Source organism: Pseudalkalibacillus sp. NRS-1564 (assembly GCF_050467905.1).
GTDB lineage: Bacteria > Bacillota > Bacilli > Bacillales > Guptibacillaceae > Guptibacillus > Guptibacillus hwajinpoensis_B.
This window is the reverse complement of sequence record NZ_JBITPM010000006.1, coordinates 13674-26619: the sequence shown is the minus strand read 5'-3', so window position 1 is coordinate 26619 and position 12946 is coordinate 13674. Positions and strand designations below refer to the sequence as shown.

The 12946-nt window shown below is 39.5% G+C and carries 8 protein-coding genes; 7 read left to right on the top strand and 1 reads right to left on the bottom strand.

Going from position 1 to position 12946, the window contains the following annotated elements:
• Positions 1-346: 346 nt before the first annotated feature.
• Positions 347-1249 (top strand): EamA family transporter, encoded by a 903-nt coding sequence (locus ACIFPW_RS02730; RefSeq protein WP_226615468.1) that lies wholly within the window; start codon positions 347-349, stop codon positions 1247-1249.
• Positions 1250-1302: 53 nt separating this feature from the next.
• On the opposite strand, the gene ACIFPW_RS02725 is transcribed toward ACIFPW_RS02730, so the two are convergent.
• Positions 1303-2463, bottom strand: coding sequence for a TerD family protein (locus tag ACIFPW_RS02725; RefSeq protein ID WP_430241828.1), 1161 nt, complete (start codon positions 2461-2463; stop codon positions 1303-1305).
• A 448-nt stretch (positions 2464-2911) separates the two neighbouring features.
• On the opposite strand from ACIFPW_RS02725, the gene ACIFPW_RS02720 reads away from it, so the two are divergent.
• From ACIFPW_RS02720 to essA, 6 genes are read left to right on the top strand one after another with little or no spacing between them, the layout of a single operon-like run.
• A complete protein-coding gene (locus tag ACIFPW_RS02720) occupies positions 2912-3205 on the top strand; it encodes a WXG100 family type VII secretion target (RefSeq protein WP_194219140.1) in 294 nt (97 codons plus the stop codon).
• 56 nt (positions 3206-3261) lie between these two features.
• Positions 3262-3504 carry an EsaB/YukD family protein gene (locus ACIFPW_RS02715; protein WP_194219139.1) on the top strand — a complete coding sequence of 81 codons (243 nt, stop codon included), beginning with the start codon at positions 3262-3264 and terminating at the stop codon, positions 3502-3504.
• A 14-nt stretch (positions 3505-3518) separates the two neighbouring features.
• On the top strand, positions 3519-4760 hold the full coding sequence (gene essB, locus ACIFPW_RS02710) for a type VII secretion protein EssB (protein ID WP_430241825.1): 1242 nt from the start codon (positions 3519-3521) through the stop codon (positions 4758-4760).
• Positions 4761-4775: 15 nt separating this feature from the next.
• Positions 4776-9230: a type VII secretion protein EssC gene (essC, locus tag ACIFPW_RS02705; protein WP_430241823.1), complete on the top strand. Its 4455-nt coding sequence runs from the start codon at positions 4776-4778 to the stop codon at positions 9228-9230.
• Positions 9227-12274, top strand: coding sequence for a type VII secretion protein EsaA (gene esaA, locus ACIFPW_RS02700; RefSeq protein ID WP_430241822.1), 3048 nt, complete (start codon positions 9227-9229; stop codon positions 12272-12274). Before essC ends, esaA begins: the two co-directional genes overlap by 4 nt.
• A complete protein-coding gene (gene essA, locus ACIFPW_RS02695) occupies positions 12264-12743 on the top strand; it encodes a type VII secretion protein EssA (protein WP_430241820.1) in 480 nt (159 codons plus the stop codon). The genes esaA and essA overlap by 11 nt, the downstream gene beginning before the upstream one ends.
• The last annotated feature ends 203 nt before the right edge of the window (positions 12744-12946 follow it).

Sequence of the window (12946 nt, the reverse complement as noted above, 5' to 3'; positions counted from 1 at the left end):
TCCTTAGGTTACCTTAGACGCTAAAATGAGTGAGCAGATGAATTTGAACGGTTTTTGTCTGTCTTGTGTGCGAATTTCGACAGTTGAATCAGAAAGAAGAAGAAAAGTGAGGGATGTCACAGACTGATGATAAAAAAGTTTCTATTCGACAAAAAAGAACATTATTCGGGTGGTGACAGGCACTTTTCCTCAATTAACCATTGCTTTAAGCATCGCAAATACGATATATTTGATTTTGTGTTTTTAAAATCAAAAGCGCTTTCATAGATCACTTAAAGAAGTGAGATCCACGCCACGGTGGATACGATGAAGCTAGAGTTTAACTGGAGGCAAATGTTCAATGAAAATGTACTTATATCCATTGCTTGTCATTATCGGTGCAAGCAGTTACGGAGTTGTTTCAACTATTATTAAATTAGCGATGGGAAGCGGATTTACAGCATCTGAAGCCGTTACGAGCCAATTCTTTATCGGCTTTGTAATTGCAGTACTCATCTTTCTCATCACAAACCGACAAAAGCTAAGTTTCGCTGGAGTTAAAATTCTAATTTTCGCAGGGGTTTTTACAGGCTTAACTAATATTCTCTATGGGCAATCATTAAATTATTTACCAGCCTCCCTGGCTGTCGTACTGCTCTTTCAATTCACATGGATCGGCATGCTGATTTCAAGCATTACGAAACGTCAGCTTCCAACAAGGATGGAAATGCTATCACTTGTTATTTTAATCGGTGGAACGATACCTGCTGCAGGACTTATTGATGCAGATTTATCTAACATCCCTTTTCAAGGCTGGTTATGGGGACTTGGAGCTGCACTTTGTTATTCACTCTTCCTTTATTTTAATGGGAAAGCGAACGCCAAAATGAATACGTCAAATCGATTAGTCATTGTCTCGTTTTTCGCATTCCTGATGTCAGCAGTTTTTCAATCTCCAGAAATCGTTTGGAACGGTACACTGTTCGCAGAAGGGCTATGGCTATACGGAATCGCACTAGGCTTATTTGGAATGATCATCCCGGTGTTCCTATTTTCGATTGCCATTCCCAAGGTGGGCTTAGGTAAGTCCTCGATTCTTAGTGCAATTGAACTACCAATCGCTGTCATGGTTTCCGTCATCTTATTAAGTGAAACAGTATCAGTTCTGCAAATAGCAGGTATTGTGATTATTATCATCGGAATGACGCTCCCAACTCTGTTCAGCGAAAATATAAGTCTTACTCGCAGAAAAATAGTCGAACAACAATAGCGAAAACACCTCGTCCAAAAGGATGAGGTGTTTTCGTTTAACAGCTTAGTAATCTATTTAAACTCCATTGGTCCAACATTCATTTCAAACGACCCATCTTGATACAAAAGTGGCGATCGCTCCGAACCGCTTTTCGAATATTTCTCAACATGACTAACGCTCATATCAAGCGGATCAGTAAAATCAATCTTAGCAATAGCTACCCAATAAGCAAAGTTATTCTTTTCAAATAGAGGAGAGGTCACTTTTTGCCCCATTTGATTATCAACAACTGCCTTTGCCTTCATAGACTTAAAACTTCCAATGCCGTTTGATATCGCACTATACGCTGAAAACAGCACGTATTTTAGCTCAGACGGTTTATGTACAACCACCGTTTCCTTCCCTGCTCCCCGTGCATCACCATCTAACGTAATATACGGTTCTTTATGAGCAAGTCCTGGTGTTCGATAATATACTTTTCCTTCTGTTCCGTCTTTAAGGACGTAAAAACAATAAAGATCCAGATCTTTTTTACTTTTCCATTCTAGCGTAGCGACTACTTTCTCGGACTTACGAATGGAGATCGCTTCTTTTTTCTTCAAAGTGACTGTTAGAGGGACAACCGCTTCTTGTGAAGACTGAACGGGCTGGCTTTGAATAGGATCTGGCTGCTTACGATTATCTTTGTTACTTTCAACCTCAATGCCAAAATTCTCACACAGCGCTGCGAGTCCGCCGAAGAAACCACTACTTACCGCATTAAACTTCCAATCTCCGTTATGTAAATATAACTCGCCTACAACGATGGCCGTCTCTTTCGTTAATTCTTCACCAAATGTAAATGAAACGAGGATCTCTCCAGTAGATTTGTCTGCAATACGAAGTGATAATGAGGAAACTTGACCAAAATTCTGGCCTCTTTCTTCCCCCTCGTGGATCGTGAGTGTAAAAGCAACTTTCTGAATACCGGGCGACATCTTCTGTAAAGAAATGTGTGTTTCAATCTGATTATCCCCCTGCTTTAACTGTTTCACACTTTGGTCAATACTTACCGGCTGCCCATAAAATATGAAACTCTCATCGCCACTACATTTGCCTGTTTCATTTAATAGGTATGCAGCGGCGTCTACTTCAATTGTTTGATAATCGTTTTGCCATTCTATTATTATATTAAGATCCGATACGCTTCTCCCTTTTGTAATAGGTACTTTTTGACCTCTACTTATGTTCATTCATTCTCCCCCTGCTCGATTAACTGTTTAGTTACATCAATTTAAAATCTTTTTCATAATAAATGTCTAACTCTAAATACAACTTACCATTTACCGGTTCAATTTAATTCCAATCCGCTAATTTATTCAAAAATGAGTATTTAGTCTGTATAGCAACTCGTGAAAGTCATAGCAATCAGGGGTTACAACACATCCCTACATTTTTAAATTCATAGGATTCACACTCAGAAATTCCATATCTTATATTATTCATCCATATTTTACATTTTAATGTTTATCAACTGGAAATTAAGGGGTATTATGTCATAGTATATAAGTTACATTTTTTGCCGATGTGTGTATTAAACCTATCAAGTTATTACAAATTATGCTAATTATATATAAGAAAGACTGATGCAGTTCTGTAGGAATAATGCACACATTACTAATTTAAGAGGAGTGATTTTGAATGGCAGGTCAAATTCGCGTAACACCGGAAGAACTTATTACGATGTCTCAACGCTATCAAACAGAAGAAAGTAAAGTAGAGGAACAAATTGGTAATTTAGACAAAATGATTGCTGAGTTAGAAGGTATGTGGGAAGGTGCTGCAAGCCAAGCTTTTAGTGATCAATATCAGTCTCTTCGTCCATCTTTCGTAGACATGCAACGTCTCCTCGCTGATATCTCAACACAACTAGCAAGCACTGCGAAATCTCTTGAAGATGCTGACGCACAAATTGCTAATCAAATTCGCGGATAAGCGATAAAGAATTGATCGGGAGCGCTTAGGCGCTCCTTCCTTATGAGGTGAACTATATGTACATTGAAGTAACGGTCGATCTCCATCATTACAAAAAAGGTCGCTTTATTGACCTCAGACTATCAAACTATCATTCAGTCAAGAAACTCATTGAAATAGTGTGCCAAACGGAACAAATCCAAACTCCTCCAGATCAAACGGGGTGGGTTAGGCTAGTGAATAAGCATAAGGTAGTAGCCGCTAATGAGAGATTAATTGATGCTGGGATTATGACAGGAGATCGAATTGAAATACTTTGAAGGAGATCACAACCATGTCGAATCAAGTGAAACCCTATCTTGAAACACAAATAGATGCAAAAATTATTAGCGAAAAAGATGTCATTACCTTTCTGTTTCAGAAAGAGAAAATCAAATTCGATGAATTGTCAGAAGTTCATTTCCTAAGCGAGATCCATACCGGGATCCCGAAAACAATTGAAATGAATGAGGATGAGGTAAGCATCCAGCACAAACTTTCACCTTCCATTATCGCTCTTCCAGCGAAGCTTAAGGAAATGACTGAAAGCGATCGTCTCACAAGTGCCTATCAACTGGTGCAAAAAGTAAAGGACCACCGCTACAAGCGTCTTAACTTAATTATTTGTCCAGATAATCTTGTGCTGGATCAGGGATTGACGCCACATTTTTTACATTTCGGCGTAAAGGAAAGTCTTCCCCCTTATGAGGAAGATCCTGAACGTATTCTTGATGAAACACGAGCAACAGTTGCAGCTATGATGAATCCAGAGCAATCATTTGAACAATACCTACATTATTCTGACACGCTCACACTGTCATCTGAACTAAAACAAGTGCTTCAAGCCAAAACACTTCATGAGCTTCAGCCAATCATTCATTCACAAATTGAACACTTACATACGAAAGAATCTGAATTCATTAAAGTGAATAAAAAGAAGTGGAAAACAAGTCGTTATTTCCTTCTTGGCGTATCTATTTGCTTACTACCAGCTTTACTCTACTCTCTTTACTCTTTGTTTCTTCTCCAACCAAAGCAGGAGAATATCGTCCAGGCACAGGAGAACTTTTTAACGAATGAGTATAGTGAGGTTGTGAACTCGCTTCAATCTTATGACATTGACGACATTCCAAAAGTGACGCAATATCAGCTAGCCCTCTCCTATATCATCAATGAATCTCTAACAGATGAACAAAAAGAAAGTGTGCGTAATACGATCTCCCTTCAATCTGACCCAAGGTATTATGAGTATTGGATTCATATTGGACGGGGAGAAGCGGAACAAGCACTTGAAATCGCACGTTATTTAGAAGATCGCGACTTATTAATGTATGGCATTTTGAAGCGCAAGGAACAGGTTAAAGCTGATTCAGATCTGGAAAGCGAGAAAAAGCAGCAGATGATCAATGAGTTAGAGCAAGAATTTGAAGAATACGAAAGAGAAATAGAAGAGCAGCAGCAAGAAGAGGAAGAAGCCCAGCAGGAAACAACAAATGAAGAGAAGCAACAAGGTGACCAGAAAAAAGAAGAAAAATAGATCGGAGGTGAAATAATGGAGCAATTATGGGTGTTCTTTCGTGGTACGTATCAAATGATTGAACTTGATAAGCAGTCAAACCACCCTATCACAATTGGCACTAGTATCAATCACACTTTTACTATACCCTCGTCCAATTCAGACGAGCATGTCTACTCGGTACAGCTTCATAACGAGAACTTTCATTTGCAAAAAGATGATGAAGAGAGTATTCCATTGTCTCTCAATAAGCGCTCTACTTTTGAATTAGGTTCTGAAGAAGTTGCCATCATGATAACTCCTAAAGCGAAGAAGCAAGTTTACTACATTGATGATCAGCAGGAAGTAACCATTTCGAGGTCCTCATCAGAGATTCAAATGAGGGCTCTTCCTGAAAAAGTTAGCCTTGTTTTAACCCGTGAGAAGAAACATTGGACAATTACAGCTACTAGTCAATCAAACGTTTATCATAATGGTTCGCTCTTACATAGTAAATCACCACTTCAAATCGGTGACATGATTTTCCTGCCGATGATGACATTGACACTAATAGCTGAGGATATGCTTGAGGTAACAAGTCCAGAGACGTTTGAAACCTCTCTCCCAGAGGCCACGATTCCGTCATCTGAAATGAAGAAAAAATACCCAAACTATCGTCGTACGCCGAGGATGATGTATGAATTACCTGAGGATAAGATTGATCTATCCTTCCCTACTCAAGAATCTGATCGGAATAATCGAAGCCTTTGGATTATTATCCTTCCTCCATTAATGATGCTTATCGTTATGGGGTTAGTAGCGATTCTTATTCCAAGAGGCATTTTCATTCTTATTTCTGTTGTTATGTTTACGACAACACTCGTTACATCGACAGTGCAATATTTTAAAGATAAAAGTCATCAAAAGAAATCAAAAGCACGTAAGAAACGGATATATAAAAGATATCTTGAGGATAAGCGACACGAACTTCATGAATTGGCTCAAAAGCAGAGAAAAGTTCTTACGTTCCACTACCCTAGCTTTGAGCGAATGAAATACTTAACCGAGCAGGTTTCTGACCGTTTATGGGAACGTAGCCTAGAGAGTCCTGACTTCCTTCAATTTCGCTTAGGAACGGGAACGGTACCAGCAAGCTATAAAATATCCGTTAATTCAGCTGACATGTCGACACGAGAAATGGATGAACTATTAGAAGAATCCCAGAACCTGAAGCGAGTATACAATGAACTGCACTCCCTTCCTATTACCGCAGACTTATTCCAGGGAGCAATTGGCCTTATCGGAAAAGAAGCAGTTGTTAAAAATGAACTGCATCAAATCATTGGCCAGCTGGCCTTCTTCCATAGCTATCATGACATCCGATTTGTCTTCATCTTTAATGAAGAGGAATACGCCGAATGGGAATGGATGAAATGGTTACCGCACTTGCAAATGCCGGGATCATTTGCAAAAGGGTTTATTTATAATGAGCAAACGCGAGATCAGCTCCTCTCTTCGATCTATGAAATGATTCGAGAACGGGATCTAGAAGAAGATAAAGAAAAGCTACGATTCGCACCACATTATGTGTTTATTATTTCGAATCACAACTTAATCTCGGACCATGTCATTTTGGAGTACTTAGAAAGTGAACATACACATCTTGGTCTTTCAACTATTTTCGTTGCAGAGGCTAAAGAGAGCCTATCAGACAATATCCATACGCTGATTCGCTATATTAACAAGAGCGAAGGCGATATTCTCATTCAAGAGAAAAAAGCAGCCGAAATTTCATTCGAACTTGATCAGCACAAGCAAAGTGGTAATGAACAGTTTTCCCGAATGCTCCGCACGCTGAATCACCAGCGCGGCATAACGAATTCCATTCCTGAGAAAGTATCCTTCCTGCAAATGTTGAATATGGAAGATATTGATGAATTACCGGTTTCACATAATTGGGTGACGAATCAATCATCGAAATCACTTGCAGCACCAGTGGGACTTAAAGGGCGCCAGGATGTTGTGGAATTAAATCTTCATGAGAAAGCTCATGGTCCCCACGGATTACTTGCTGGTACAACTGGATCCGGGAAGAGTGAATTTTTACAAACATATATTCTTTCGCTAGCCGTCCACTACCATCCACATGAAGTGGCATTTCTGTTAATTGACTATAAAGGTGGAGGTATGGCACAGCCATTTAAACAAATCCCTCACTTGTTAGGGACAATTACAAATATAGAAGGTAGCGAAAATTTCAGTACGCGAGCACTCGCTTCCATAAAAAGTGAGTTAAAGAAACGACAAACCATCTTTGATCAGTATGAAGTGAGTCATATTAATGACTATACGGTTCTTTATAAAAATGGCGTAGCGGCTGAACCTATGCCTCATCTCTTTTTAATTTCTGATGAATTTGCTGAGTTAAAAACAGAAGAGCCAGAATTTATTAAAGAGCTTGTCAGTGCTGCACGAATTGGTCGAAGTCTAGGTGTGCATCTCATTCTTGCCACGCAAAAACCTGGTGGCGTAATTGATAATCAGATCTGGAGTAACGCTCGTTTCCGCGTCGCTCTAAAAGTACAAAACGTAGAGGATAGTCGTGAAATTTTAAAGAACGGTGATGCTGCATCACTAACCGTGACAGGTCGGGCATACTTACAGGTTGGGAATAATGAGGTGTACGATTTATTTCAATCGGCCTATAGCCGAGCGACATATATGGAAGACACCTCCGATATGGAAGATGAGGTTGCCTTAGTTACTGATCTTGGTCTCGTTCCTCTGTCAGAGCTATCATCATCAAAAGAAAGTAAGAAAAAGAAGCAAAGTGAAATCGAAGTAATTGTAGATAAAATCGTAGATGTCCAGCAGGAACTTGGACTCAGTAGATTGCCGAGTCCATGGCTTCCACCACTCGAAAAGCGATTGTATCGTCATGATTTTGAATCAGATAAGAAGAAAATCGCCTTTGCCCTGCTGGATGAACCTGAAAAACAAGCACAATCTCCATACGATTATGAATTAATAAAGGATGGCAATGTTGGCATATTTGGCTCATCAGGTTTTGGGAAGACGCAAACCATCTTAACGTTACTTATGAGCATCGCATCAACAAACACGCCGGAAGAAGCGCAATTTTATATACTTGATTTCGGTAACGGTGGTTTATTATCCATTAAGAACTTGCCTCATACGGGAGATTATTTCTTAATAGATGAGGAACGCAAACTAAACAAATTGTTGAAGTTCATTCAGGAAGAATTTACGAAGCGTAAACGACTCTTTCAGCGTGAAGAAGTGAGCTCCATTACGATGTACAATCGTCTAAATGACAAACCTCTTCCTCTTCTCTTTATTACGATCGATAACTATGATCTCGTAAAAGAAGAACTGATGGACCTTGATCCGATCTTCACTCAGTTTGCGCGAGACGGACAGTCGCTCGGTATTTATATGATCTTGAGCGCTACGCGTTTGAACTCGGTTCGTCAGGCACTGATGAATAACCTTAAAACAAAAATTGTCCATTATTTATTAGATAACTCAGAAGCTTACACCGTTCTTGGAAGAATCCCCTTTGCTCCAGAAGCAGTACCGGGTAGAGCCATAATGAAGAAGGAGAAAACACACTTCGGTCAAATAGTGCTACCAACTAGAGGGGAAGATGACTATGAACAGCTAGCTTCATTGAAAGAAGAAGTCCAAATGCTACAAGACAAATACCGTGATGTGAGCAAGCCTGAAGCTATTCCAATGCTACCGACTGATCTTACGTTAAAGACGTTCCATACGTACATTCCAGCTTCGGAATCAAAGAAAACTTATCCGATTGGATTGCATGAAGAAACAGTTAAGCCTGTTTTCCTTTCCTTTGCGCAGACTTCCCATTGTCTTGTACTTGGACAGGCCCAGAAAGGTAAAACCAATATCATGCGTCTTCTTACGCAGCAAGCGTTACAGCAAGAAGGTGATCATATTGCTATATTTGATTCAATCGATCGCGGACTTTTTCATCTAAAAGACGAAGTAAACACGACTTATTTAGAAACAAAAGAACAAATCGAAGAATGGATTGAACAAGTGACGACTGAATTCAAGTCACGTGCAATCACCTATCATGAGAGTATGAATAATGGCCAAACACTTCCTGAATTCTCAAGAGTTTTCCTCTTTATTGATGGATATGGACGATTTTCCCAAACTCTCGGAAACCTCCTTCAGGATCGAATGACCGCATTAATGAAAAACTATAGCCACCTCGGCTTAAGTATTATCGCATCTGGCAGTAGCAATGAACTAACGAAAGGATACGATCCGCTTACGGTCGAATTAAAGCAAATTCGTCAAATTATACTATTAATGAAGAAATCCGATCAAACGCTCATTAATCTACCTTTTGACCGGAAAGAACCCGATATTAAAGCCGGATTTGCTTATTACGTTCAAAGCGAACAAGCGCAAAAAATCCAGGTTCCACTTGTCCAAATAGAAAGGAAGGTACATGCGTGAAAGAGAAGAAAAGCATCCTTAAACTCATTCTCGTAACAGCGATCATTTTAGTTCTTCCACTCATATACTTTACTTCCATTGGAGAAAATCCAATGAAGAAGAAAGAGAGCGCAACGAAAACCATCGCTGTTATTAATGAAGATACGGGAACAGAAGAAGACGAGGAAGTAGTGAAGTTCGGAAATGACGTCCCTCCCATTCTTAAATCTGAATCACAATACAATTGGGAAGTCGTTGGACGTAGTGCCGGAGAAAATGGACTAAACAATCAAAAGTATGATGCCATAGTGTACATCCCGTCAACATTCTCTGAGAAGATTCTAACTTATGATGAAAACCAACCTGAACAAACAAAACTAGAATACACGGTTCAGAATCAACTAAATGCCATCAATAAAGAGAAAGTTTTGCTTGAACTTGAGCAAGCAACAAATCGCGTTAATACGAAGATGTCTTCTCTTTATTGGAACTATGTATCAAACGATCTCGTCAACATCCAACAAGAGTTTGATCAAATTGTAGAGAAAGAGAAAGCATTCCAGCAAACAATGCTCTCCTTCTATACACCAAGCTCCAAAGACCTTGCTGAGCAAATGGAGCAGCAAGTGTCGATGCTTGCCAATCTTCAATCAACGTCAGAAAATGCTGAGGAACGAGCAGCAGATCAAACAAATACGTTGGAAGATTTTCAAGAAAATCTAGCAAACTTTGTTACTTATACGAATGACTATCGTGAGTATCAGCAGAAACAACAAGAAGTTCTTGAACAAATTCAAGCTGATTCAGTCGATTCGATTTCACAGGCAACTGAAATGCCTCAACCGATGTTTATGAACAACAAAGAATTGTTCGAAGGTAAATCTGAGAGCGTTCTTGAAAACATGTCTCAGGTAGAAAATCAGATGATGCAGCAGCAAGAAATGTTTGCTGGTTTAAAAGAACTTCGGTATGACCAGGTTGAGCGCCAGGTTAACGATTTCTATACGCTACAAGAACGAATTCTTAATTACTATCAGCAGCTAAAAGACTCCATGGTTTTAAATGAACTAGAAGGAGAAATCGCCACGCTTAGTAATAAGCTCGGTGATGGAGATGAGATTGTCATTCCCGATGACCCTGAACTACCTGAGGTCCCTGAAGATCCAGAAGAACCCGTTGATCCGGAAGAGCCAGGTGAAGAAGAAGATCCAATGGAAGACCTTACGAAACTTCTAAAGAGCTTACAGGATGAAGAGCCTCCTGTGATCGATGAAGATGGAGAAACAAATGGTCCAACTCCAGTTGATTTAAGTGCAGAACGCAATGAGTTGTTAGCCATCGCACAGGAAATTGTGACGCTACAGGAAACGTTGATTGCGCTCGAGGAACCAAAAGTAGAAGATCTTCAAACCGCATCGACAACGTTATTAACGCTCAACGATCGGATAAAGCAAACCGAGCAGCAACTTCTAGCCAAAGAAGGCGGCGACAACCCACTTGACGGCGAATTGGAAGAGCTAAAGAAGCTTATCGATACGCTAACTGAAGAGAATAAAAGTTTACTTGTACAAATTGAAGAGTTAACAAAGGAGGTTGAAAAGCTAACAAAAGAAAACGAAACGCTCTCTTCTCAAAAAGAAACGTTAATGGAACAGGTTGATGTATTAAAAGAGTCAAATACCGAGTTAAAAGACTTGCTAGTAATGGTATCTGATAAGATTTATCGTATTTCATCCGGCATTAATGAAAAAGAAAATGCGATTCTAGCATCACCTGCTCTATCACAAGCTAGAAAAGATACGCTATCCGTCTTTTTCCAACGTCCGATCAAAGGTGCGAATTTGACGGATGTTCTTCAGTACTATGCATACCTGGATCGATATGAAGCAACGCTAAATAGTATGCTTTCTAAAAACAACGTGAAAGACACCGTTCTACAGGACAATGACCTTCGTGAAGAAGTGAATAGCATGTTAGAACTAACCAACAAAGAAGAGGGCCAATGGGACGCGGTTGGAACTCAAGTACCGAAAACGAGCGACGCCCTGACGACGTTACAAGATGATTTCACTGTCTTTTTAGCGGACTACAAAAACGTTCTCGACACACAGCAAGCGAAGTTACTCGAAAGTTTGAATGGAATTGAAGAAGAAGCAGATAACGTTCTAAACCAGATGCAACAAGCTCAGCAACAAACCCCTGATGAAACTACGCAGGGTACGCAAGTTATGAGCAATCATGATCAAGTTAAAAGTCAGATGGGTTCTTTGTATGATTGGGTGGATTCAATTGAAGATAGCCAATCAGAAATTCTTACCTACACTGATGAACTCCAGTCTCGAGTGGCTGAAGTGCAAACAGACGCTAACACACTGAATAATAAGTGGGACACGAATGTTGCTTCAACCCTTATGATTCGTGATGATGTCTTTAACGTCATGGGGAATGCGTTTGTAGATGGTCGATCAAATGATTACGTCTATGATTTCCTAGCTACTCCAATTGACGTCACCGGTAGCGTCTTTACAGATAAGAAAGATACGAATCTTCCACCTGTTGTGATTTTATTCATTATTCTCTTAAGCAGCTTATTGATTGGTTATGCAAGCTACTACTTCCAACATGGTCCGTGGTGGTTGCAAAGTATCTTATTCTTAATGCTGACAAGTATCGTTGGTCTCGTTATAAGTCTCTACAGCTTATCGATTTACCCTTTAGGAAACGATCGTTCAATGGAATGGACAATCTTTACGATCTTACTTTTATTAAGCTGTGCAGCGTTAATTCGCGTTGCCTTTATGGGACATCATTTATTAGGATGGCTAGTCACAGTTGGCCTCGTTGCCCTGTTTGTGACACCTTTACTTGCACTTTCGACACCGAACTTTAGCTTTACTGATCCAATGTCTCGCGTGTATATGTCTATACAGAACAGTACACAAACGCTCTTTACTGAAGGTGCGATGATTTTAACCGCTATTTTAATTGTCCTGATCATTATTCAATATGCTTTAAACAAACGGTCATGGACACAAACTAAAGAGGATGAGGCTCATGAAGCCTAAAATTATCTGTCTTATTACAACGATCTTTATCTGCTGTCACCTTGTTCCAGTGGCAGTAGAAGCAAATACGGACATAAACGAGTTATTACCGAATGAATATCAAAAAAACAAGTTCAAGAAAAACACTGACTTGATCCATGATTCTTCAAACTCGAAGGAAATGGAAGAGATTTCTGAAGATCAGAAGACGATTTCATTTAACGGGAAAAAAGTTTTTAACCCTGAGAATACCCTAAGTGAATTATTTCTTTCCATGAGTAAAGAAAATAGCACAATTAAAGATAAAGCGGAGAATTTAAACCTTTTCTCTGAAACGGAGACAGCAGCTTTTAAATCGATTAACGAAGAAGATACAGAAACAACGTCATCCTCTTTTCAACTACTGATTGGTATTTTAATTGGTGTGTGCCTCATCGTTCTAATCATGGTGTTAGTGATCTATAATCGATTGTCGTCTTCGAAAAGCTAATCGCTCATCAAAAAAGCTGCGGTCCAATTTCTGGACCGTAGCTTTTAATTTCAAGTATCTAATAGATGGAACCGCCATAGAACCAGAAAAATCATTATCACTTTTTAGTGGTAAATAACATTTTCTTGAGAAAACAACATCCACTCACACCCTTTCTACTTTTTACCAATTTTTAACCTTCTACTTAAACTTCTCCATTCTCG

Coding starts and splice junctions, on each gene's coding strand:
- essA (WP_430241820.1), top strand. CDS start 12,264: ATGAAGCCTAAAATTATCTGTCTTATTACAACGATCTTTATCTGCTGT.
- essC (WP_430241823.1), top strand. CDS start 4,776: ATGGAGCAATTATGGGTGTTCTTTCGTGGTACGTATCAAATGATTGAA.
- ACIFPW_RS02725 (WP_430241828.1), bottom strand. CDS start 2,463: ATGAACATAAGTAGAGGTCAAAAAGTACCTATTACAAAAGGGAGAAGC.
- ACIFPW_RS02715 (WP_194219139.1), top strand. CDS start 3,262: ATGTACATTGAAGTAACGGTCGATCTCCATCATTACAAAAAAGGTCGC.
- essB (WP_430241825.1), top strand. CDS start 3,519: ATGTCGAATCAAGTGAAACCCTATCTTGAAACACAAATAGATGCAAAA.
- ACIFPW_RS02730 (WP_226615468.1), top strand. CDS start 347: ATGTACTTATATCCATTGCTTGTCATTATCGGTGCAAGCAGTTACGGA.
- ACIFPW_RS02720 (WP_194219140.1), top strand. CDS start 2,912: ATGGCAGGTCAAATTCGCGTAACACCGGAAGAACTTATTACGATGTCT.